Source organism: Anaerolineae bacterium (genome assembly GCA_013178015.1).
In the GTDB taxonomy this organism is placed as follows: domain Bacteria; phylum Chloroflexota; class Anaerolineae; order DRVO01; family DRVO01; genus Ch71.
On sequence record JABLXR010000058.1, the window covers coordinates 13258 to 36057 of the forward strand.

Consider the following 22800-nt stretch of genomic DNA (forward strand, 5'->3'; position numbering starts at 1 on the left):
AGGCTTTGACTGGCGGCACCGGATCGGGTATTATTGCCACAGCGACGGGGATGGAGTCCCCCAAGAGAGCCACTAGAGGCTGATGACTCCTGCCATGGATAGAGGCTCCTGGCAGGAGCGCCGTTACAGCAGACGAAGAGAACTCCTGCCAGGCTCAGACTTGGAGGAGTTCTCTTTTATGTCCTACGCTCGAGACACGAACACATCTGCTACCGCCGAGCCCGGCCTGCGCACTGCCGGCGAGGACCTCGGGGAGCTTCTGGAGCTGGCCGTCGTCCGCCTGGAGACGCTTGGCTCTGAGTACGCTCCAGATCGAGACCGACTGATGTCGCTGATGCAGCGACTGAGGGAGCAGCAGCTTCACCTGGCCGTACTGGGCCAGTTCAAGCGGGGCAAGAGCACTCTGCTCAATGCGCTCATCGGCGCGGACATCCTGCCAGCCGCAGTAGTCCCGCTCACAGCCGTGCCCACCCTGCTACGCTGGGGGCCGGATCTGAGCATGCGGGTATTCTACCAGGACGACCACCGTCAGGAGCGTTTCGACGGCGAGAGCACCGAGGACGTGGCGGCTCGTCTCGCCCGCTACGTCAGCGAAGAAGGCAACCCTCACAACAGGATGGGAGTAGCTCACGTCGAGGTGACCTACCCTTCGCCTTTCCTGAGTGATGGCGTAGTCCTGATAGACACCCCGGGCATTGGATCTACCCTCCGCCACAACACCGAGGCCACGCTCGACTTCTTGCCTCAGTGCGACGCCGCGCTCTTCCTCGTCTCCGCCGATCCGCCCATGACCCAGGCCGAGATGGAGTTCCTGAAAGCGGTGCGCGCCAAGGTTCCCCGACTGTTCTTCGTCCTCAACAAGGTGGACTACCTCAGTCCGGAGGAGCTCGAGCATGCCCTCCGCTTCTTGCGGCGGCTGCTGGAGAAGGAGAGCTGCCTCACCGACGACACCCCCGTGTTCACGGTGTCGGCTCGGCAGGGACTGGAGGCGGTTGAGAACCAGGACGCAGACCTGTGGCAGCGCAGTGGGCTTCCGGAACTGCAAGAGCATCTTTCCGCCTTCCTCCGCCACGAGAAGGGGGCGGCGCTGGAGAGAGCCGTGGCCCTCAAGGCGGCCGACAGCGTAGCCGGCTCCCTGGCTCAGGTCCGCCTGGCCATTCGCTCCCTGGAGTTGCCCCTTTCTGAACTGGAACGGCGTGCCCGTCTGCTTCAGGAGACGGTTGACCAGGCCAGGGAGCAAGCCCTTGCCGCCAAAGACCGCCTCCGAGGCGACCGGGAGAGGACGGTGGCGTTCCTGGAAGAGCAGGCCGCCCAACTACGCGAGCGGTCGAGAGCCCACCTCATCCAGGCCGTTCAGGAACATCTGGGCGACGGGCCCGGCCAGGTGCCCGACGAGAAGGCTGCCGGCGAGGCGCTGGCAGCCGCCATCCCCGAGTTCTTCCAGCGCGAGCTGGAGACCACAGCCGAGGAGCTTCGGGCCCGGGTGACTGCCGTGCTGCATCCGCATCAGGAGCGAGCGGACGATCTCATAGAGTTGGTTCGCTCCACCGCGGCAGAGCTGTTTGAGGTGCCCTACCGGGCTCCGGAGAGCAGTGAGGCGTTCGAGGCTGGTCGCCGGCCTTTCTGGGTCACCCACAAGTGGAACCCGATCATCACCCCCATCCCCGAGGAGGTGTTGGACAAGCTCTTGCCCGCGCGCATGCGACGCAAGCGAGTGCTGGACCGGCTGGGCTACCAGATCGAGTCCTTGGTCAGGCACAATGTGGAGAACCTCCGCTGGGCAACCTTGCAGGACCTCAACGAAGCCTTCCGCCAGTTCGGCCTGAGCCTGGACGAGCGGCTGCGGGATACGGTCGCCGCCACCCAGGGAGCGGTGCAGGCGGCCTGGAGCAAGCGCCGTGAGCGCGCCGAGGGTGTAGCGGAGGAAAAGGAGCGCCTCCTGGTGGCGGCAAGGGAACTGGCGTCGATCGGGAACCGCCTTCGGGATTTGGCTGGGCTAGCGCAGTGAGCGACCCTATCAAGCTACGCCATGCCCTGCCTGTGATCAGCCTCTCATCGGTGGAGCGCTCCCTGGCCGTGGCTCAGACACTTCTGCCGGCCAGTCCCGATGTCGAAAGCATCCGCCATGAGATCCAGGCCTGTCGCAGCATTGTCAGCGGGCTGGCTCATCAGTTGGGGGTCCCATGGCAGGCCCGGCCGGTGAGCCGCTTCGTCCGTCGAGAGCTGGCCGAGGTCGGCCGGGCCCTTCGCAGCATGAGAGCGGTCGAGGGGGAAGCGGCGGAACCCCTGGCTCCGATGCTGCGAGAGGGACGTCAGGGACTAGAAGGGACCATCAACCGGCTGGAGGCCGTGGCCTGGGGACACGCCAGTACCGGCGAAGCGCCGCTGGCCCCAGTTCCTGGCCACCCGGCCGAGGTCTCGCTATCTGGGGAACAGGCCCTGCTCCTGGGCAGCGCCATGAAGGTGATGCGGCAGTATCTGGCTGCGGCACGGGCCTGGGCAGAGGCGGCGGACATGGCCATGACCGGCACGCTAGAGGCTTCCTACAGCCACGCTGAATCGCGGATGCTGCAGAGCTTGTGCCTAGAGTCCGACGCGAAGGTGGCAGCGCTGGCCGCTGCCTTCGGCCTACGCGAGGGCCCCCCGCCGTGGGAACAGGCACTGGCCGAACGGCTGCTGGAGGCGGGTCATGCCGCCAACTCGCTTTTCCAGGTGGCTATGGCGGCCCGGCGATCCTCGCTCCCAGGTACCGTGCCCCTGAGCCCCACTCTTGGCCAACTCGCCATTCGCCTCAAGGAACTGCACCGCCACACCATCCCGGCGGACTGAAGGCCGCCCCCAACGGGCACAGCTGGCTCTGCCTATGATGCGCCCCTTCGCCCCATGACCTCACGCGAGCGGCCGTCATCGTCCTAGAACACGCTGCGCTGCGCACGCCATACCCGTGCGGGACCGGGGAAAGCTCAGGGCGCTGGCCGCCCCTACAGAGACGGACGCAAGCCTCCAGGATCACACCCGTCAAGTGCCCTTCGAGCCGCCCGACGCACGATCACCGACCGATTCTCGTCTCTCGCCAGCTCCTCCAGGAGGGCACAGGCCGAGGCACCCCCTATGGCACCCAGAGCGTTGGCAGCCTCGGCAAGCACATACGGGTCGGCGGGAGTGTCTAGCAGCCTTGCCAGGGGTACTACTGCCCGCTCATCGCCCAGCAGGCCCAGCACGTATGCCGCTCGGCGCTGGGTTAGGGGTTCAGGGTGGGTGAGGGCAAGGATGAGCTTGTCCAGGTAGGCCAGATCGTCCCCCTCCAGGAGGGCGCCACAACTGGGGCACACCTCTGGGTCGCGTCGCATCGGCCCAGACAGCGAGGGCAGAAGCGCATCACAGGCGGATTCTCCTACACGCTGCGGGCCCATTTGAGACCGAGCCTCGTCACGACAATCCTTCCTTGCCCGCTATCTGGGCGATGGCGTGTAGCCAGGCGTCGCCCACCTCGCCCAGCCCCTCCTCCTGGTAGCGGTAGTCATGGCGGCGAATCATCTCGTCCAGGTCCCGCAGAAGGCCGGAGAACGCCACCTTCGCCCCGGCCACGAGCAGACGAAACGTGTTCTCATCCCGCACACGCTCCAGCGCCAGGCGCAGGTGAGGCAGGCAGAGCCCCCTACCCTCCCCCAGAGCGCTTTGAATCTCAGGATCCTCCAGGTTCTCCAGAAAGATGTCCGTATACATGGCCTCAGTGCGATGCTGGGTGGCACAGGCCGGGCACTGACCGGAAGGCGTGAGCGAGCGTACGGCATCGGCCGTGGCGGAGCTGGGACGCTCTCTGTCTACCGCCTCCGCCACCGCCCGCGGCAATAGGCGCCCAGAGGAGTTGTAGTTCGCATTGTCGAGCGACTGGACCACGTCCCGCACCACGTCGCGGTAGATGATGGCCATGCCCAGAGCGCCGCCGTGACGGCGAAGCTGCCAGGCATGCAAGCGGCAGAAACCTTGCGCCGCCCGCGTGCGCTTCCTGACGCCGGGGTCGTTCACCTGCTCGTAGATGAGGGAGTCCAGGTAGCGGGCCACGGCACGCTTGCCCAGCTCGCAGACGGGGCAGCCCCCGGCTCGCAGCGCTTCCAGACACTCGAAGTACGGAGTGTGTTTGGTCTTCCCCATTCGCCCTCCTGCTCCCACGTGAGCCAGAAAAGACAGAGAACTCCTGCAGTCACTTCTTCAGCAGGAGTTCTCTTCCTGTGCCCTAATGAACGCCCCTGCCCGAAGCTCTATGGTTGGCAGGAGTCATCAGCCCTTTCAGGCACTCTAGCAGGGGGACTCCATCCCCATCCCAACTACCAGAATAGCAGATCGCCCATCCAGGCGTCAAAGGCAAGAACTCAGGATCGGGGGACGAGTGTGTTCAGCCGGCAGTCACACGCAGGTGGTTCCCTGACAGGCTTTCGCGGCAGGCTCTTCGGCCGGCTAGGAGGGCAAGGCGCCAGCATCCTGGCAGGTTCCAGCCTCTTCCCGAGGAGTCCGCGCCCCCAGGCGCGGTAGGCACTTGGAGGGACGGCGCGCGTGGGCGCGCGCACTCCTCGAAGGGAGATGCCCCAGGCCGCGCAGGCACTTGGGGAGCGGCGCGTGGGGGCGGGCAGTCCTCGAAGGAAGGTGTACCTGCGGTGCAGTCGGGGCTGGCTCGCCTAGTCCGAGCGCAGCGACGGCGCTGGTCGGCATGTGTCCCCCCGATCCTGAGCTGTTACCGTTAGAGGTGTCACGGGAGGTCAGGCATCATGTGGCCGGTAGGCTGTCCTCACGGCGCCATCCCGCCCCAGTCACACGAAGACCAGCTTAGCCACCTTCTCCAAGAAGCGGCGTCCTATTAGCTTATAGCCCTCCGCCGTAGGATGCACTCCATCCTCGGCCAGGAAGCTCTCGTCTCCCGGGCCCAGCAGCTCCCTGCCATCGAGGTAGTGAACGTTGCAGTCCCCGTTCCGCACCAAGGCGATGGCCGCCTCCGCCACCTCATCCCGCATCGTCGCCAGAGTGAAGCCCACCTGGTTAGGCTCGTCCTCGTGGGGCGGCGAGTAGATGGGTGAGATCAGCACCAGCGGCACCTCGGGGTGGTTCTCCCGCACGATCTGGACGAAGCCCACAATGCCGGAGCGGAACGTCCGCTCGTTCAGGCTGGCTGCACCTTTGATGTTGATCCCCACCTTCAGCGAGATGTAATCGGCAGGGAGATCTCGCATCACCCGCGCCATGAGCGGGTCCAAATGACATTGCCCTCCGAAGCCCAGACAGGTCAGGTTCAGCCCGTGCTCCCGGGCGACGATGGCCGGCCAGGTGAAGGAGGGCGACTCCGCTGCCCTGCAGTGAGTGATGGAGCTGCCATAGGTTACCCACCGCGGCCTTCCGTCCTCGAAGGGCCAGACTGAGGCGCCATCGCTCAGCTCCAGAGATCGCATCCGGAAAACTCCGAACTGGGGCAGCCACAGCTCCACTAGCTTCGCCCCTGCCGACAAGCCCTCGAAGCGGAACTCCCCCGCCTGAGTCAGCGCCGCCCGCCCCACCATCACCCTGTCGCAGTAGAGGTCCAGCGGGCTGGCCTCCTGTGCCGGGTCCGGGTCCGACGCGGATGGCCAGGGCACTAGACCCCCAGCGAGGATGGTGGTGTCGCTGAAAAAGGATAGCCGCACTCCGGCGGGCATGGCGGCGCGCTCCACCAGGGGCAAGGGATAGAGAGCGCCGTCACGGTAGGGGATGCGCCAGGGTATAGCGAAGCCGTTGGTGTACTGCACCGAGACCGCCCCCTGCCAGGTCAGGCGGGGGTCGTCGGGGCTCAGGATGAGGGACAAGATCCACCTCCTCGGGGTAGTGAGGCCGGTCGAAGGAGGCCGGCTAGGCGCTGAACCAAGCACATCAGTCGAACTCCGTGGGCCACTCCGGGTGTCGCAGGTGCTCGAAGAAGCGATGGATCTGCTCCGGCAGCACCCGCGTCAGCGACAGCTCCGGCAGCTCATCCTCCGCGAAGAAGCCCACGCCGGCGGTCTCTATGCTCTCCCTGGGCTCACCGCCCAGCAACTGACAGAGGAAAAACAGCTTGTAGATGTGCTGCGGGTGAGGTGGGTGGGGATGCTTGTTCCGGTCGTACAGAGCTAGCAGCTTGACAGCCCGTACCTCGTAGCCCGACTCCTCGCGCACCTCGCGCTCGACCCCTTCCGAGGGTGAGTCGCCCACGTCGGCCCACCCACCGGGTAGCGTCCAGCGCATGTCTCGCCTCTCTCGCACCAGCAATATGCGTTCGTCTTGAAAGACCACTCCCCGCAGGTCCACCTTGGGGGTGGCGTACCCCTCCTCGCCCGCGAATAGCTCTCGCACCCGCTCCTCCGGCGCGTCGGCATAGCGGGAGACGATCTCCACTGCTATCTGACGCACCTGCTCGAAACGTTCCCGGTCGAAGGGGTTGGCGCAATAGGCCAGAGCGTCCTGCGCAATAGCCTGTAGCCTCTTGGCCCACTCGAGCCATATGGGGTCCATATGTCACTCCTGCTCGTGCAGCCGCGCTCCAGAGAGAATCGAACGCTGATGCCGCCGACAATACGCCGATCCACGCTGATCAGGAGGAGACACTACAGGGATCAGCGTAGTTCAGCCTCTCATCAGCATTCCATACCCTCCGTGGCGACAGCCGCCGCCAGCTGTGCTAGATTATCACTTTAGGCAAGGAGTCGCACTTGGAAGGTTCGTCGCTCTCCCAGCGCAAGCTGTTCGTGGTCCTCAACCCCAGGGGCGGCCACGCCGACCCTGCCGCCGTGCGCCAGGCGCTGCGCGCCCATCTCAGGCCACCGCAGTGGCTGTGCGACATCTATGAGGTGACGGGCAGCGAGGACCTGGTGCCGGTAGTGAGACAGGCAGTCGAGGAAGGCTGTCATGCGGTGGCGGCCGCCGGGGGCGATGGCACCGTGTCAGCAGCGGCGAACGGCCTGGTCGGCACTCGGGTACCTCTGGCCATCTTGCCGGTGGGGACAGGGAACAGCATGGCCCGAGAGCTGGGCTTGCCGCTCTCGCTGGACCGGGCCTGCGCCCTCATTGCCGGCGCGCACCAGGTGCGAGCCATAGACCTCATGAAGGTGGGGGAAAGGTATTACTGCCTGAACGTCAGCGCTGGGCTCAGCGGCCAGGCCATGCGGGATACCACCGGGGAGAGCAAGCACCGGTACGGAATCGTGGCCTACGTCATCACCGCCTTGCGCGCTCTGGCCGGCTTCCAGCCCCGTCGGTTCTTCCTGGAGATAGATGGGCGTTACGTGAGCAGCCGCGGATCGGACGTTCTGGTGGTCAATGGCACCACGCCCGTCCATTCCCTGGTGCGCCCCGGCCTGGCTACTCAGCTGGATGACGGCCGCCTGGGCGTGTACGTCATCCGCGCTCGCACGCTTCTGGACTACGCCATCCTGGCTTGGGTCCTGGTCTGGGGGCTGGAACGAGGGGACCCTAGGGTGCGGGTCTACGAGGCGACTCGCTCGGTAACCATCCAAGCTCGCCCTCCCGCCGTAGTCCAGGGAGACGGTGAGGGCATCGGGGAGACGCCCGTCACGGTGAGCCTGGTGCGGCAGGCTCTGAGGGTTATCGTCCCCGCCCGCCCCGCCGATACTCGCAACCTGGCCGACGCCGTGATGGACAGGGTCCGGCGACCGGGGGATTCCCGCCTGGGCGACTAACCTAGCTGCCGCTTCTCACTCCCCCCGGGCGACACGCTCCATCTCCTGCGCACGCTCTTCCCGCGCCTTCGCAACCAGGTCCCCTTGGTACAGCCCCGATCGCCTCTCGATTCGCCGGCGCAGATGGGTCAGGCGTGCCCGAATGCACAGCCGGCGCATCCGAAGCGCCTCGGCGTCGGAGCGTCTGGTGCCGTTTCGTGCCATGCACTCACCCCTTGCCTCACTCCTCCACCGCCGCCTTTCCGCAGTTGATCCCCCGGATCCGCTGCATCACCTCGTCGGTGAACTTGGGCGACCGATCGTAGTAGTAGAGGCCGTTGACCTCCTGCTCGACGTCGGTCAGTTGGGTGTAGCAGAAGCCCCAGACCCGCGGATTGCGCAGAAGAGACTGGGTGAGCGTCCGGTAGCGGCTCACGAACTCCTCCACCGACCGGGGCCGATCGCCATAGCCCCAGGCTTCCTGATCCACCTGGCCCGGGTTCCACCAGATGCCTCCGTACTCGCTCACCCAGTAGGGCTGGCCTTCCCACTCTGGTTCGTGCTGAGGGGAGTTGCGCCAGGGCTTCTCTCCCCGGGCGAAGGCGTCATACCGGGCGGCGAACTGCTCCGGGGTGATGCCGTGGGCGTAGTCGTGCACGTCCCACATGTCCGTCTCCACGTGCACGTAGCCGCTGGTGTCAATCACGGGGCGGGTCGGGTCCAGCGCCTTGGTGACGCGATAGACGGTACGGACAAGCTCGGGGTTCTGGTTGGCAGGCGTCTCATTGAAGGGGCACCACCCGATGACGCTGGGGTGGCTGTAGTCCCGCTCCACCACGGCGGGCCACTCGGCCAGGACTCTCTCCAGCGCCGCGGGATGGGAGTGATCCAGCCCCCAATTGGGGAACTCGCCCCACACCAGGTAGCCCAGTCGATCGGCCCAATAGAGGAAGCGCGGTTCGAACACCTTCTGGTGCAGCCGGGCGCCATTGAACCCCAGCGACTGTGAGAGCACGATGTCTCGCCGCAGCGCCTCCTCGCTGGGCGCGGTGTAGATGCCGTCGGGGTAGAAGCCCTGATCCAGCACCAGCCGCTGGAAGAAGGGCCGACCATTGAGCAGCACCGCGCCCTCGCACACACCGAAGGAGCGCAGGCCGAAGTAGGATTCCACCCGGTCCAGAGTCTGCTCCTCGCACCCCAGGGTGATGGACAGCTGGTAGAGGAAGGGGTCTTGAGGCGACCAGGCCCGTACGTCCGCCAAGGGCACCATACAGGCGCCCCACCCGGCTGAGGTCAGACAACGAGCCTCGCCCACCATCTCACCTTCGGCCCGCGCCTCGGCCCCCAACCACAGGTCGCGCGACTCCCCGGCCAGCCGGGCCTGCACTAGCAGCGCCCCCTGCTCCAACAGGGGGGTCAGACGCAGCGACGCGATGTAGACCTCGGGCACCGCCTCCAGCCACACCGTCTGCCAGATGCCGGTGGTGCGAGTGTAGAGGCAGCGATAGGAGTGATAGCGGTCGGACTGCTTTCCCCGAGGCTGCAGGGGCGAGCGGGAGTCGTCTTCGGCGTAGACGGTGACGACGTTGCGACCGCGCTCTAGGTGGTCGGTTACGTCGAGGGCGAAGGAGGCGTATCCTCCGCGGTGTCGGCCCGCCTCCCGACCGTTGACGTACACCCAGGCATCGTAGTCCACGGCGCCGAAGTGGAGCAGAATGCGTCGGTCCTCCCAAGTCTCGGGGAGGTCGAACTCCCGTCGGTACCACACGGCAGGGATGAAGTCCGTATGGGCGATGCCGGATAGGCGGCTCTCAGGGCAGAAGGGCACCAGTATCTCGCCCCTCAGGCGTTCGGTCTGAGGCAGCCCGCGGTCGCGCCCGCTCCGTCCGGGGTCCATCTCGAACTGCCATACCCCATTCAGGTTCATCCAGTCGGGCCGGACCATTTGGGGACGGGGATACTCCGGTCGGGGGATGTCGCTCTGGGTCAAGTCTGCCTCCTCGAAGGGCCGAAGCGGGTTGCCGCCATATTGCCACAGCGTCGGCCGGCCTATCAACCGGGCTCGCCGTGGGCGAGGTGGAGATCGCCTCCTACTGGGCAGGCGAGCTGGGGGCATCCCCTGGACCATCACTTCAGAAGGTCGACCAGTGGGTGCCGGGCATGCTCGTGGCGGCAATGAAGGAAGGGCTGGACCCCAATGCCACCATTCGCCTGGCGCCGGTGGCGGCTCGCAGGCTGACAGGGGAGAGAGCGCAGGAAGTCTCAGCCAAGAACCGAGCCGATCGCCCCTAGGGTAGCTGAGCCCTCGGCGAGCATGGACAGCGAGCGGCGCGAGGCGGGCCCGGGCATGGAGCGAGTGGGTGCCTTCACCGTGCGCTAGGCCGGTGCCAGCTCCTGGCACGTCTTTCACCTGGCCACCTGCCGCTGCGAGGTGCCCCTGCCCGGGCCAAGCTAGAGGGCCGAGCCTACGCCGCAGATGGCGTTGCCAGAACGGCTGCGGTAGAGCCACCCGAGCCTGGGCCAGTACGTCTTCCCTGATCATCGGCTTCAGGCCCAGCTTCGGGATGAGTCAACCCTGCGCCCCAAGAGCACGGACAACTCCCTCTGGGGCCCCGCCAGAGCCAGGGACCCGATGGTCGCTCTGGGCTCGAACTCCACCAGCAGGTCGACGTCGCTGTCCGCACGGAAGTCGGCGCGCAGCACCGACCCGAAAGCCGACAGCTCTTCCACCCAGTAGCCGGCAGACGTCGGCCAGAGCTGCCTCATCTATGCTGATCCCATGCACCTGCATGCCGTCGCCTCCGCCCTTGAGCCCTCGCCCAGCACGTGTATTATACTGGTGGCGGCAACGTTAGCGACGGTTTGTTCATGGGCAGGATGTCACAGTCAGTGTCCACCACGGTCCCTACCGACAAGCGGGTCTCTACCCTCACTCTCCTGCACAGGGAGCACATCGCTCCCTACACCATGAGCTTCTGGTTTCGCGATGAACCGGAGATAGACTTCGTCCCCGGCCAGTACATCCAGGTGGTGCTGCCTCACGCGGACCCGGACGAGCGCGGCATCCGCCGCCTCTTCACCATCTCCTCCTCGCCCACCGAAGAGGGCATCATGATCACCACCAAGATCCCCGAGCCTCATAGCACCTTCAAGCGTGCCCTGACCGCCCTCGAGCCGGGAGACCGCATGGCCGTGACCATGGTCCGTGGCACCCTCGTGTTGCCCGACGATCCGGCGGTTCCTTGTGCCCTCCTCGCCGCCGGCATCGGCATCACCCCGTATCGCAGCATGGTGAAGTACATGGTGGACACGGGCCTCTCACGACCCACGAGCCTGATCTACGGTGAGTGGGCCGTCGAGGACTTCATCTTCCGGGAGGTGTTCGCCGAGGGCGAGCGCGGTTTCGGGCTGAAGACGGTGTACACCATAACCGGGCCTCATGTGCCCGACGGATGGCTGGGACGCACGGGACTGATTGACCAGCGCATGATCCGCGAGGAGATCCCCGACTACGACGACCGGCTCTTCTTCGTCTGCGGCTCTCCCCCGTCGGTGATTGCCATCGAGACCGTGCTGCTCGACCTGGGCCTGACTCGCGATCGCATCAAGCGCGACTACTTCCCCGGGTACTGACCGAACCGACAGCCCCGGCGGTGAGGTCGCGGTAGGGCGACGGGCTCCGCCACCGTCGCCGGAGAGCGGATGCGGCAGCGCGGGCTTCCCCTCACGCGCTCTCAAGGTGTATCTTGGTGCCCCAGAAAGGGCACCGGGAACGGGGAGAGAGCAGCATGCTGACGGAGAGCAGGAACCCGCGAACCGAGCATATAGACGCCCTGCCCACCCTGGACGTGGTACGCCTCATCAACGAGGAGGACGCCCGGGTGGCGCCCGCGGTGGCCGAGGCCCTGCCCCAGATCGCCCGAGCGGTCGATGTCGTGGTGGACTGCCTGCGGTCGGGTGGCCGGGTCTTCTACGTGGGCGCGGGCACCAGCGGCCGACTGGCGGTGCTGGATGCCGTAGAACTGGTGCCCACCTTCGGCGCCCCACCCGACCTGGTAGTGCCGCTGATAGCCGGCGGAACCGAGGCCCTCACCCGCTCCATCGAGGGGGCGGAAGACCGGGCGGACTGGGGGCGCCGGGACCTAGTGGAGGCGGGGGTACGGGCAGGCGACGTGGTCGTCGGTCTGGCCGCCAGCGGCACCACTCCCTACGTGCTGGGAGCAGTCGAGGCGGCTCGAGAGGTGGGAGCGGTCACGGTGGGGGTCTGCTGCAACGCCTCCGCTCCTCTCCTGGAGGCGGTGGACATCCCCATCGCCGTCTTGGTGGGCCCGGAGGTGATCACCGGGTCCACCCGCATGAAGGCGGGCACGGCCCAGAAGATGGTGCTCAATACCATCAGCACCGCCGCCATGATCCGGATGGGCAAGGTGTATGGCAATCTGATGGTGGATGTGCAAGTCACGAACGCCAAGCTGGCCCGCCGGGCGCGGAACATCGTGTCCCAGGTCACCGGCCTCGAGCCAGCCGAAGCCGAGGCTCTGCTCGATCGCACCGGCAACGAGGTCAAGACCGCCATCGTGGTGGGCCTCCTCGGCCTTTCGCCCGAAGAGGCGCGTCGCCGCCTGGCCGCCGCCGGTGGCGTCCTCCGCGGCGTCATCGGCGATCAGACGGGACGCTGAGAGCGCTGGTACGACGCAGAGCTCTTGCCCCGCGGGACACCACAGAGAACGAGAACAGTGTCGTAGGGGCAGATCCCCCTTTTCTGCCCTCGGGTGGACAGAGGCGTCCGCCTCTACTGGCTGTTCTCAGGTCGGATCAACGCTGATCTGAGAAGGACAGAACAGCTCCCTTGCACCAGGGGAAATCAGCGTAGCATCGGCGTCATCAGCGTTCCATACGGCTCACTGACCCACGTACACGACCCGATACACGCGATTGCCATGGTCGTCGGAGATGTACAGGGCTCCGTCGGGGCCGAAGATGACGTCTACCGGCCGGCCGAACGAAGCACTGCTCCCGCACGGCTGGCCCTCAGCCCGCCAGCCGGTGGCGAAGTCCTGGGCGTCCACCGGCATCCCCTCCTCCACCACGATGCGGCGCACCTTGCAGTCCCGGACGTTGGCGGGCGTGGTGTTCCAGGAACCATGGTACCCTACCAGCAGATCGCCCTGGTACTCGTCCGGGAAGTTGGCACTCTCCACCCGCGTGATCCCGAGAGGGGCCGAATGGGCCAGGTCGGTGAAGAGGGCGGGCACGGCCTGGGAGCAATCGAAGCCCTCGGGCAGGGCCACACGCTCGTCGCGCACCTCGGCCCGCTGGTCCGGGGGCAGGTTGGGCCCCAGCCCCGGAGTGTAGCAGTAGGGCCAGCCGTAGTGACGGCCACCCTCCACCTCGACCACGATCTCCTCCGGGGGCAAGTCGTCGCCCAGCCCGTCGCTGCCGTTGTGGTTGGCCCACAGCCGGCCGTCGGGCAGGAACAGGAAGCCCACGCTGTTGCGTAGCCCTTCGGCCCAAACCGCCTGCCGCCGCGGGTCGGGATCGTCCGCGAAGGGGTTGTCCTCGGGGATGCTGCCGTCCGGGTTGAAGCGCAGGATGGCAGCCCGGCGGGGATCCTCCTCTACACACACATTGCAGGAGGAGCCGGCGGCCACGTAGATCAGGCCGTCCGGGCCGAAGCGGACGGTGCGAGTGCGGTGGCCACCTCCGCCGGGCAGATTGCCCGTCACCAGCTCGCGCCTCTCCAGGACCCCGTCGCCGTCCTCGTCGGCGAGCCGCTCCAGGCGGTCCAGTTGGGCCACGTAGAGCCAGCCATCGCGCCACTCCAGGCCGTGGGGAAGGCGCAGCCCCTCGGCGGCCACCTGGACGGCGTCGGCCCGCCCGTCACCATCGTCATCGGGCAGGCGGGCGATCCGGCCCGAGGCCATGAGGCTGACGTACAGGGCGCCGTCCGGGCCGAAGGCCATGAACCGGGCCGAGGGCAGGTTGTCGGCGAAGATGGTGATGTGGAACCCGGGGGGCACAGATATGCGAGCCGTGGCTGCGTCAGCAGGCGGTACGGCCGGGGCGGGCACAGGCTGCTGCGCTGAGACCGACGTGGGCTCGGGCTCGTTGGTGGCGGTTGCCCCCTCGGTGGGCTCGGGCGCGGGAGAGGGGATCTCGGTCGGCGTGGGCCGGGGCACCGGAGTGGGAGAGGCAGCCTCTGCCGGGGTGCTCTCCAGCGATGGCACGGACGGTCCCGCGGCGGCCGGGGTATCGGTAGGAGCCTCGGGGGCAGCTTGGCAGGCGGAGAGGGACAGGACCAGCAGCGCGGCCAGAAGTGCAACCAGTCGAACGTAGAAACCAAACGTCATCTTACATCCCCTTCAGACCATGAAACACGAACGAACTGACTGACCACTACGCCGGGGGCAATACTATCCTGCGCCGCAGAGTGAGTCAAAGCAGCGAGGATTGGGTCCGGCCGGTTCCGCGTACGCCTGGCTAGGGCCGGTCAAGCCTGAGGCTCACCGAGCTCCGCACCGCCGAGACCGCCGTTCATCGTGCTTCAGACAGATTGCATTGTGTATGTCACTTGGCCTCTTGCATACAATCCCCTAACGATTGACGACGGGCCGTGTCCCCGGTAAACTCAAGACGAACTGCTGCTGGAGAGAACAGTCATGGCTGTAGTAAGGGTGCTTTCGCGTGGCCAGGTCACTCTGCCGCGCCAGGTGCGCCGAGAAGCGGGGATAGAAGCCGGAGACGCCCTCAACGTGGAGGTGCTCGGTCCAGGATTGGTGCAGTTCAGAGTGCTTCCCCGGCTGAGCCCCCGCGAGCTACGAGAGCGCTACCTCATCGAGGGGCCCGTGGACGAGACGGCCGACCGCGAAGCTTGGCAGGCTGCTGCCGCCAGAGAGGTCCTCGGTGAGTGAGGATCCGCCCGGCCTCGTAGACACGAACGTCTTCATCCATGCGCTGACGCGCGACGCCCACGCGGAGGAGTGCCTCTGCTTCCTGGAGGCTATACAGAGAGGAGAAGTAACGGCACAGCTGGAGCCGGTCGTCGTGCACCAGTTGTCCTACGCCCTGCCTCACTATCGCAAGGGGATGACTCGCTTCGAGATAGCGGAGTACCTGCTGTCGGTGCTGGCCTGGCAGGGGATCGTCGCTCAGAAGGGGTTGCTGGTCTCTGCTGTGGAACGGTGGCGCGACAGCCCCCGACTTGCCTTCGTTGACGCTTACCTGGCTGCTCTGGCGGAGCAAGAGCATTGCCCGGTCTACACCAAGAACGTGAGTGAGCTGGCAGCCCAGGGTGTCTCGGTCGCTGACCCCCTGCCCAAGACGGCCTCCTAGCTCGGTGGTTGGTACCAGAGTGGGAGCATGAACTCAGGATCGGGGGCACGGGTGGCCGGTCATGGCTCACCCGATGGCGCGGGTAGAGAAAGAACACCTCGAGAGGGCATTCGACGACGAGTACCGGGACTACTGCGTCCGGACACCACGGTCTCTGGGCCGGCCCAGGACCAGGGGGCAAGCACGCTGAGCCAGCCCGATGGCGCGCTGACCCCCGCCGGCCCTGAAGAAGGGATTCGCCAGCGAAATCGGCGGGAATCGGCGCCCTATATGCGTGCATCAGCGTTCCATTCCCGTGTGACCGGTTGCCGCAACAGCTAGCACACGGGATAATGCCGCTGGGGGAGGGCAACATGGCTCAAGATGGCGCCGGCGATCGAATGTCAACCCTGGCCGAGCTCTGTCGCCGCAGCGGCGTACAAGCCCTCTACGTCTTCGGCAGCCGCGCCCACCAGGTGCAGCAGTGGCTTGCCGGCGTCCTGTCGGCCCTGCCTCCGTCTGGCTCGGACGTAGACATCGGCGTGAAGGCCCGTCCAGGGTCCCTTGCCTCGGCGTGGGACAGGGTCCGGCTGCAGATAGCCCTCGAGGATCTGCTGGGTGTCAGTCGGGTTGATCTCGTGCTGCTGCACGAGGCCGACCCCTTCCTAGCCGTCAATGTGATCCGTGGGGAGCGTCTCTACGCCGAGGACGCTTATTGCGCCGATGAGTACGAGCTCTATGTTCTGCGTCGGGCCGGCGACCTGGCCCCTTTGGAGCGAGAGCGCATAGCTCTCCTGTTGGGAGAGGCATCGTGACTGAGGGCAAAGCGTCGGCGCGTATCGTAGCCGATCGGCTGGCGTGGGTATGCAAGATGCTCAGCGAGATACGGGCACTCCCCCTAGAAGATCGTGATGCTTTCTTCTCCGACCGGCGCAACGTATGGGCAGCGGAGTCCTGTCTGCGAAGGGCGCTCGAGGCTCTGCTGGACCTAGGGCGGCATATCGCTGCCAAGCGCTTTGGCCAGGGAGTCAGCGAATACAAGGAGATCGCCCAGCAGCTACAGGAGCGGGGCGTTCTGTTGGAGCGGGAGGCAGTTCTGTTGAGACTTCTGGCTGGCTATCGCAACCGCTTGGTGCACTACTACCACGAGATCGGCGAGGAAGAACTCTACCAGATCTGCGCCGAGCGTCTGGGCGACGTGGAGCAGGTTGCCGGAGCTCTCCGTCAGTGGGCGAGAGACAACCCGGAAGCTCTGGACCGATCTCTGTAAAGCCCATGCCGAGATACCCGCGGGGAGGCAGTACACCGGTCCCGTCTGATCCTCAAGAAGGGATCCATCAAGAGGATCAGCGGGAATCAGCGTACCATCTGCATACATCAGCGTTCCATTCCCCCAAGAGCCCTGGGCAGGGACGGAGAGCCTACTCCGAAGGCTGCTCGGCGTCCGTCGCCGGAGGAAGCTCGGGGATGTAGCAGGTCAGCTCGCCCTGGCCGCAGTTGGTCCACTCCACCTGGATGGTACGGTGCTCGATGTCGAAGCGATCGCGCAGCAAGGTGCGCAGCCGAAACATGATCTCCTGAACCTCGGGCAGAGAGGCAGCACTGACCACCACGTGGGCGCTGAGGGCGCTGAATCCGGGTCCTAGCGACCAGGCGTGCAGGTCGTGCACCTCGGTCACCCCCGGAGTGTCCCGCATGGCTGCCACGATCTCGTCCACCGAGATGCCCTCGGGGGTCCCCTCGGTCAGAACATGCAGGGAACGGCGCAGGAGCCCGATAGAGCTGTAAGCTACGATCCCCCCGATGAGCACGCTTACTACGGCGTCCGCCTCCGTCCGCCCCGTGAACAAGATGATCAGACCGGCAGCGATGACCCCCACCGAGGCCAGGCCGTCGCCCAGGACGTGCAGGAAGGCGCCGCGCACGTTGATGTCCTCTTCCTCGTGCCCATGCAGCACCAGGGCGGACGCGGCGTTGGCTACCAGCCCCAGGGTGGCGACCGCCAGCATCGGCCCCACCGCTATCTCCGGCGGCTCCGACAGCCGGTGCCAAGCCTCGCGGAAGATCCCGAATGCCACTAGCACTAGGGTACCAGCGTTAGCGAGGGCGGACACCGCCTGAACCCGATGGTAGCCGTAAGTATGACCCACGTCGGCGGGGCGGGTGGCGATGCGGATGGCGAAGTAGCTCATGACCAGGGCCAGAACATCGAGGAACATGTGAGCAGCATCGGAGAGCAGCGCCAGGCTGCCCGTTACCAACCCGCCCACCAGCTCTGCCAGGAATATGGAGCCGGTGAACGTCAGTGCCAGCGTCAGCCGCCGTTGGCTGTCCTGACGGTGCTCATGGCCGTGATGATGCCCTTGGCCCAACTCCGCCTCCAGACGGCCGCGCTAGGAGCTGGGCTCGCCCGAGGTCAAGTACCGCACGAACCAGTCCCGAGCCAGCCGGGCAACCTCCTGCAGCGCTCCCGGCTCCTCGAACAGGTGCCCGGCACCGGGGATCAGCTCCAGGCGCCGCTCGGTGCGCATGCGGGACATGGCCGCCTGGTTGAAGTTGATCACCAGCAGGTCATTACCGCCCACGATCAACAGCGTGGGCGCCTTCACATCAGCCAGGTAATCCTTGGCCAGATCCGGACGCCCGCCGCGGGAAACAATGGCCTTGACGTCATTTGGGCGCCTGGTGGCCGCCACCAGTGCCGCGGCTGCTCCGGTGCTGGCCCCGAAGTAGCCGATGTTGAGGCCAGCGGTCTCCGGGTTATCCCGCAGCCAATCGGTGGCGTCCACCAGCCGCCCGGCCAGCAGCTCTATGTCGAAACGGAGGTGGTGGGTGCGCATGTCCACCGCCTCCTCCTCCCGGGTGAGCAAGTCCATGAGCAGAGTGGCCAACCCTCCTGCCCGCAGCTCCCGAGCGACGTGCTGGTTCCGGGGGCTGTGTCGCCCGCTGCCCGATCCGTGAGCGAAGAGTACCACCCCCTCCGCCCCTTCGGGCACCTCCAACTCGCCCTCGAGGATGACCGACTCCGTCTCTACCTTTACCACTTCCTCTTCGTCTCGTCGCCTCGATATCCTATCCACCAGCGAGTCTCCTCCGGGAACACCGCCGAGTAGCCGAGCCTTGAGTCGCCAGCCTCGTCCACGACGAGCAGCTTGAGCCAGACTTGCGCTGCGCCGTGGGTCGGTCAGTCTCTTGTTCTTGAGCGAGCCGCCTCTTCTAGAAGGTCACGCACTTCCTGGTCGGCGGTCTGGGGGAACTCATCGTACCACAAGCCGACACCGTAGAAGGGCACCGGCGTGATGGCGCACACTATCTCGTCCACCTGGGAAGCCAGTTCCTCACAGGTCTCCGGTGGCGCCGTGGGCACTGCCACCACCAGCTTCTTGGGCCCCAGCTGTCGCAGCGCCGTCACCGCGGCCCGCATCGTGGCACCTGTCGCCAGCCCATCGTCCACCAGTATCACGACGCGGTCGGCAACGTCAGGCTCCGGGCGCTCCCCGCGGTACAGGCGCTCCCGCCTCACTAACTCTCTCTGCTCGCGAGCCACAATCTCCTCGATCTCGCTCCGGGTGACGCCCACCGCACGCACCACCTCGTCATTGAACACCCGCACTCCCCCCGAGGCGATGGCCCCCAGGGCCAGTTCCTCCTGGCCAGGCACTCCGAGCTTGCGCACGATGTAGACGTCCAGAGGAGCGCCCAGTGCCTTCGCTACCTCGAAAGCCACTGGAACGCCACCCCGCGGCAGACCTAGCACCAGCACATCATCCCGACCGGCGTACTGCTCCAGCTTGGCAGCGAGGACTCGGCCAGCGTGAGACCGATCGCGGAAGGTAGCCATGACCTCTCTCCTTACGACCCAGCAACACCGTGACTAGATGGTGGTCGCCGCAGTACACACCAGATACAAGGGCGAGAATAGCACAAGTCACCCCTTTGATCTAGAGCATCGGCGGGCAACGGAGCTCAGCATCCCGCCAGGGACGGCCGCGATCGCCGGCACCCTGTCTGGAGCAGCTGCCCTCCCCTAACCTGGAGGCTTGCTCCCTATCGGTCGCAGGCTATACCAGCCTGAGGACTCCCTCGAGCCCTGTCACCCTCGCCTCCTCCAGCTCCAGGAAAGCGCCGGTCCGATCCAACAGGATCGCCTCCATGCCCAACGCTCGGGGACCGGCCAAGTCCCAGCGCGGATCATCACCCACGAAGAGAGCGTGCTGTGCTTCTACTCCCAGACGTCCTAGAGCCACAAGGAAGATATCCCTCGCCGGTTTGCGCCAGCCCACTTCGGCGCAGAAGATGACCGCCTCCGTGACATCAGCTAGCCCGAGCCGCCTGACTTCTTCGTGCCACGGTCCGGCCGGGCTGCCCCAGGGAGTGTTGGAGACAATCCCGGTGCGCACCCCGCGGGCCCGCAGTTCCCGCAGCACCGGCAACGCGTCCTGGTACAGCCTCGCTCGGGCGAAGATCGGCGCCAGGAAGCCACGGCATGCCTCGTCCAGCAGCTCCGCACCGCCATGCTCTTCGGGCAGCTCGTAGATACGCCGCAGGCGGTGTGCCAGCGGACGCACGCGGAAGTCGGACGACTCGTGATCCTCCGCCTCGGCCTGACGCCACAGCCGATCGGGCGGTGGTACTTGCAGGCCGCGGGCGCGCAGGCGAACCCCCACCTCACCCAGCGCCTCCCGCAGCACCTGAGGGAACTCCTCGCGGCGGTAATACTCCACCAGCGTTCCCCCCAGGTCGAAAAGGACCGCCCGTTTTCCCGGCAAGCTTCAGCCTCCCTGACGCCCGGCTGTGACACTAGCAGAACGCACGCTCTGGTTCAGCTTGACCGAAAAGCCTGGGGTAGGCAAGATGGCTCTGCAAGCGCGAAGTGAGCCATACTGCGCCCAGGGGACTGGCCACGGGGCAGGGTGTGCTGCAGGCGGCGGGCTCCTGCCCTGATCGCCGCTGCCGCGTGAGGTTGCTCCGGCAGCCTTCGGCCCCACGCAGGACCGGGAGAGGAGTGCCCATGGCTAAGGCAATGACGCCCAAGGAACGAATGCTGGCGGCGCTGGCTCTGGACGTGCCCGATCGCCTGCCCGCCTCGGTGCATCAGTGGCAGCCTTACCACCTCGCCCACTACCTCGGCGGCATCTCCGCCCTGGACGCCTTCCGCCGCTTCGGGCTCGATGCCGCCATCGTCGCTCCCGTTCACCACAGCCGCACCGGCACCGCTCAGTGGCGGGTGACCTCGCGGGCTCACACCAATGAGGCGGGCAACCGGGTCACCGAGGTCCGCATCGAGACCCCGAAAGGCACGCTGACGCAGCTCCTGGAGGCCGACGAGCGCACCGAGTGGGTGGTGGAGCCCATCATCAAGCATCCCGAGGACATGGAACTGGTGCGGGACTACATGCCTACGCCGCTGCTGGCACCGGAGCCGGTGGCAGCAACCTACGAGGAGCTGGGGCAGGACGGCATCCTGCGGGGCTTCGTCTTCGGGGACCAGGGGGGACCCTGGCAGCACGCCTGTCAGCTCCATGGCACCCAGAACATGATAATGGCCACTTACGACGACCCTGACTGGGTACACCAGCTACTGCGCGCGCTGACGGATAAGAAGCTCCAATACGTGGAGGAGAGCCTCGCCGGTCTGCCCCTCGACCTGATAGAGACGGGAGGGGGCGCGGCCTCCTCCACCGTGATTTCTCCCACCATCTTCCGAGAGTTCTGCCTTCCCTACGACCGCGAGATCCACGATGCCCTCCACGCCGTTGGCCACCGGGTGGTCTACCACACCTGCGGAGGCATGATGCCCATACTGGAGCTCATCGTGGAGAATGGCTGCGACGCCGCCGAGACGCTGGCGCCACCTGGTGTGGGGGGAGACGTGGACGCGGCGGAGGTGAAGCGCCGCATCGGCCAGCGCGTGGCCCTCATCGGCGGCCTGGACCAGTTCAACGTGCTGACCGATGGCAGCCCGGCCCAGATCCGGGCCGAAGTGCACCGCCTCTTCCAGGCCCTGGGCCCGGGTGGAGGCTACATCATCTCGCCTTCGGATCACTTCTTCGACACGGGCGAAGAGAACTTGCATGCCTACGCCCGCGCCGCCCGGGAGTGCACCTACAAAGCCGAATAGCGGGTAGTGCCTGGCGTCTTGCCTCACTCACCACTAGGCACCACCCGCCTAGAGAAAAGGGAACCCCAGCTAGACTTTCTACCTCTCCGGTTTCTCTCCGGCCTACCTATCCCCTCACGGGGAAACCCTACGCTGGCTCCCAGTCAGGTGGATCGGCTTTCGCCGATGAGCCTGACTGCTCTCCGACCACCTTTTCCTCCCTTGGCCTGTGCCGGTTTCCCGGGACCGCCTTGGGTGGGACTGAGGGCCGGACACCCTTCCCTTCTCACCCTGCGGGGGCTTTTCGGCAACCCGTAGGATGCTACTGAGAAGTGATGACCAGCTTCGGTTCGTTGTCGGTCGGAGTCCTCCGGTCGGGTGTACTCGACTCTCTGAGGCTCCCTACCATCGGTTCTATACTGCTCCCCGATGGCAAGAATAGGCTACCACAGGTTCAGGCGATTGTCAATATGCTGAGAAGACCGATTTGAAGAGCCACAGGGGTGGTGCATCTCAGTTTCTGGGGCGAATCGCGGCAACGGCGCCGCACATCTGTCATCCCTGAGCAGGGGCGAATCTCGCATTCGCCCTGTCCACCGAGTAGCTGCGGGGCCACGGGTGCAGAAGAGGTTCGCCCCCGCCGGTGATGGTGGGCGGGCAGCAGATCGGCCCACGAGGAAGCACGCTGGAGATTGGCTCGTCTGGGCGTCCGGGGCGTTCGGGCACCTTGAGAGCCGTCGCCGCATTACCGAGATGCACCCGCGCCCAGGATCGAGGTACGGTCCTTCGCGTGCGGCCCTAGGGTGGAGGAGCGCCGGGTGCCGTTCATGACACCAGGGGGCAACCCCGAGTTCTAGGGCCTCTGGCCGGGCACGGCACTCGCAGGTCGGTGCTTCTCGGCGAAGGCTCGGGCCGCCTCTGCGATGGCCGCACGCGCGGCTTCCACCGGCTCCCATCCCCAGATGGCCGTCTCCTTGCCCTCCAGCTGCTTGTAGACGCTGAAGAAGAACTCGACCTCCAGGAGCAGGTGGCGGCCCAACTGGTCCAAAGACAGGACCTCGTCGAACCGAGGATCGGCCTCGGGCACTGCCAGGATCTTCTGGTCTCGCCTTCCCTCATCCAGCATCTCCAGAATCCCGATTGGCCGAGAGGAAAGGAGGCATCCGGTGAAAGTGGCTTCGGTCACCAGCACCAGGGCATCCAGCGCGTCGCCATCGGGCGAAAGCGTGCCGGGGATGAAGCCGTAGTCGCCCGGGTAGTGCATGGGAGAATGCAGCACTCGATCCACTCGAAACACGCCGTAGACAGGATCGTACTCGACCTTGTTGCGGGTGCCGGCGGGGATCTCCACCACCACGTTCACGATATCCGGTGCTCTATCTCCCGGCGGCAGGTGATAGAGGTTCACTGCTCGTCCTCCAACATCCCTTCCCAACGCCAACGCCTTCAGAGCTCAGACTTCTTCCGGCAGTAGCGGCATGTCGGCCCCGGTCCCGGAACCCCGCCCGGCGACCTGTAGGACCAGAACCCTCCATGGTGGAGATTAGCATGGAGGCCAGCCGCTGCCCAGGGCCTAGCCGTGGAAGAGTAGGGCTTTCTCATGTTTGCGGTGAGGAGGTGAGGAGGGCAAGGGCGTAGGCCAGGTGAGCAGCGCAGTAGCGGCGGGCAGCGGCGAGGTTGGTGAAGCCAGCTAGGCGCAGCAGCCCAATGACG

The 22800-nt window shown here is 66.0% G+C and carries 22 protein-coding genes and 1 pseudogene; 10 read left to right on the plus strand and 13 right to left on the minus strand.

The genetic code is table 11. The features are described 5' to 3' along the window. Positions 1-178: 178 nt before the first annotated feature. Together HPY83_17315 and HPY83_17320 are read left to right on the plus strand one after the other, a co-directional pair. Entirely contained in the window at positions 179-2008 is a 1830-nt protein-coding gene (locus HPY83_17315) for a Dynamin family protein (protein ID NPV09705.1), read from the plus strand. Further along, entirely contained in the window at positions 2005-2829 is an 825-nt protein-coding gene (locus HPY83_17320) for a hypothetical protein (protein NPV09706.1), read from the plus strand. The genes HPY83_17315 and HPY83_17320 overlap by 4 nt, the downstream gene beginning before the upstream one ends. Positions 2830-2981: 152 nt before the next feature. On the opposite strand, the gene HPY83_17325 is transcribed toward HPY83_17320, so the two are convergent. The 4 genes from HPY83_17325 to HPY83_17340 all read right to left on the minus strand — a co-directional run bounded on the left by HPY83_17325 (position 2982) and on the right by HPY83_17340 (position 6513). Beyond that, on the minus strand, positions 2982-3413 hold the full coding sequence (locus HPY83_17325) for a HEAT repeat domain-containing protein (protein NPV09707.1): 432 nt from the start codon (positions 3411-3413) through the stop codon (positions 2982-2984). A 16-nt stretch (positions 3414-3429) separates the two neighbouring features. Continuing rightward, positions 3430-4155 carry a hypothetical protein gene (locus HPY83_17330; GenBank protein ID NPV09708.1) on the minus strand — a complete coding sequence of 242 codons (726 nt, stop codon included), beginning with the start codon at positions 4153-4155 and terminating at the stop codon, positions 3430-3432. A gap of 653 nt (positions 4156-4808) precedes the next feature. Continuing rightward, on the minus strand, positions 4809-5831 hold the full coding sequence (locus tag HPY83_17335; GenBank protein ID NPV09709.1) for a GDSL family lipase: 1023 nt from the start codon (positions 5829-5831) through the stop codon (positions 4809-4811). Between the two features lie 64 nt (positions 5832-5895). Further along, positions 5896-6513, minus strand: a complete 618-nt coding sequence (locus HPY83_17340) for an NUDIX hydrolase (GenBank protein ID NPV09710.1) — start codon at positions 6511-6513, stop codon at positions 5896-5898. A 197-nt stretch (positions 6514-6710) separates the two neighbouring features. Between HPY83_17340 and HPY83_17345 the strand changes: the two genes are divergently transcribed. After that, on the plus strand, positions 6711-7697 hold the full coding sequence (locus HPY83_17345) for a diacylglycerol kinase family lipid kinase (protein NPV09711.1): 987 nt from the start codon (positions 6711-6713) through the stop codon (positions 7695-7697). Positions 7698-7712: 15 nt separating this feature from the next. Here HPY83_17345 and HPY83_17350 read toward each other — a convergent pair whose 3' ends face one another. From HPY83_17350 to HPY83_17360, 3 genes and pseudogenes are all read right to left on the minus strand, one after another. Beyond that, positions 7713-7901 (minus strand): hypothetical protein, encoded by a 189-nt coding sequence (locus HPY83_17350; GenBank protein ID NPV09712.1) that lies wholly within the window; start codon positions 7899-7901, stop codon positions 7713-7715. A 16-nt stretch (positions 7902-7917) separates the two neighbouring features. Then, complete coding sequence (locus tag HPY83_17355; protein ID NPV09713.1) at positions 7918-9666, minus strand: beta-galactosidase; 1749 nt, start codon at positions 9664-9666, stop codon at positions 7918-7920. Between the two features lie 557 nt (positions 9667-10223). Beyond that, positions 10224-10467, minus strand: a pseudogene (locus HPY83_17360) (hypothetical protein). A gap of 98 nt (positions 10468-10565) precedes the next feature. On the opposite strand from HPY83_17360, the gene HPY83_17365 reads away from it, so the two are divergent. Together HPY83_17365 and murQ are read left to right on the plus strand one after the other, a co-directional pair. After that, complete coding sequence (locus HPY83_17365) at positions 10566-11309, plus strand: FAD-dependent oxidoreductase (GenBank protein ID NPV09714.1); 744 nt, start codon at positions 10566-10568, stop codon at positions 11307-11309. Positions 11310-11464: 155 nt separating this feature from the next. Next, complete coding sequence (gene murQ, locus HPY83_17370; GenBank protein NPV09715.1) at positions 11465-12355, plus strand: N-acetylmuramic acid 6-phosphate etherase; 891 nt, start codon at positions 11465-11467, stop codon at positions 12353-12355. A 222-nt stretch (positions 12356-12577) separates the two neighbouring features. Here the strand turns inward: murQ and HPY83_17375 are convergent, their stop codons facing one another. Continuing rightward, complete coding sequence (locus tag HPY83_17375; GenBank protein NPV09716.1) at positions 12578-13639, minus strand: sorbosone dehydrogenase; 1062 nt, start codon at positions 13637-13639, stop codon at positions 12578-12580. Between the two features lie 696 nt (positions 13640-14335). Between HPY83_17375 and HPY83_17380 the strand changes: the two genes are divergently transcribed. The 4 genes from HPY83_17380 (at position 14336) to HPY83_17395 (ending at position 16257) form a co-directional block, all read left to right on the plus strand. Next, positions 14336-14587, plus strand: coding sequence for an AbrB/MazE/SpoVT family DNA-binding domain-containing protein (locus HPY83_17380; GenBank protein ID NPV09717.1), 252 nt, complete (start codon positions 14336-14338; stop codon positions 14585-14587). Then, complete coding sequence (locus tag HPY83_17385; protein ID NPV09718.1) at positions 14580-15008, plus strand: type II toxin-antitoxin system VapC family toxin; 429 nt, start codon at positions 14580-14582, stop codon at positions 15006-15008. The genes HPY83_17380 and HPY83_17385 overlap by 8 nt, the downstream gene beginning before the upstream one ends. Positions 15009-15361: 353 nt before the next feature. Beyond that, the gene (locus HPY83_17390; protein ID NPV09719.1) at positions 15362-15802 is read left to right on the plus strand and encodes a nucleotidyltransferase domain-containing protein; all 441 of its coding nucleotides are present in this window, start codon (positions 15362-15364) and stop codon (positions 15800-15802) included. After that, positions 15799-16257, plus strand: coding sequence for a DUF86 domain-containing protein (locus HPY83_17395; GenBank protein NPV09720.1), 459 nt, complete (start codon positions 15799-15801; stop codon positions 16255-16257). The genes HPY83_17390 and HPY83_17395 overlap by 4 nt, the downstream gene beginning before the upstream one ends. Before the next feature lie 151 nt (positions 16258-16408). Here HPY83_17395 and HPY83_17400 read toward each other — a convergent pair whose 3' ends face one another. The 4 genes from HPY83_17400 to HPY83_17415 form a co-directional block, all read right to left on the minus strand. Continuing rightward, positions 16409-17359 (minus strand): cation transporter, encoded by a 951-nt coding sequence (locus HPY83_17400; GenBank protein ID NPV09721.1) that lies wholly within the window; start codon positions 17357-17359, stop codon positions 16409-16411. Between the two features lie 21 nt (positions 17360-17380). Further along, positions 17381-18067, minus strand: coding sequence for an alpha/beta hydrolase (locus HPY83_17405; GenBank protein ID NPV09722.1), 687 nt, complete (start codon positions 18065-18067; stop codon positions 17381-17383). Positions 18068-18171: 104 nt separating this feature from the next. Further along, positions 18172-18828, minus strand: a complete 657-nt coding sequence (locus HPY83_17410; protein ID NPV09723.1) for a phosphoribosyltransferase — start codon at positions 18826-18828, stop codon at positions 18172-18174. Between the two features lie 220 nt (positions 18829-19048). Then, a complete protein-coding gene (locus HPY83_17415) occupies positions 19049-19756 on the minus strand; it encodes an HAD family hydrolase (protein ID NPV09724.1) in 708 nt (235 codons plus the stop codon). 242 nt (positions 19757-19998) lie between these two features. Here HPY83_17415 and HPY83_17420 point away from each other — a divergent pair, with 242 nt between their 5' ends. Then, on the plus strand, positions 19999-21108 hold the full coding sequence (locus HPY83_17420) for a hypothetical protein (protein NPV09725.1): 1110 nt from the start codon (positions 19999-20001) through the stop codon (positions 21106-21108). Between the two features lie 832 nt (positions 21109-21940). Here HPY83_17420 and HPY83_17425 read toward each other — a convergent pair. Next, positions 21941-22444 carry an inorganic diphosphatase gene (locus tag HPY83_17425; GenBank protein ID NPV09726.1) on the minus strand — a complete coding sequence of 168 codons (504 nt, stop codon included), beginning with the start codon at positions 22442-22444 and terminating at the stop codon, positions 21941-21943. Between the last annotated feature and the right edge of the window lie 356 nt (positions 22445-22800).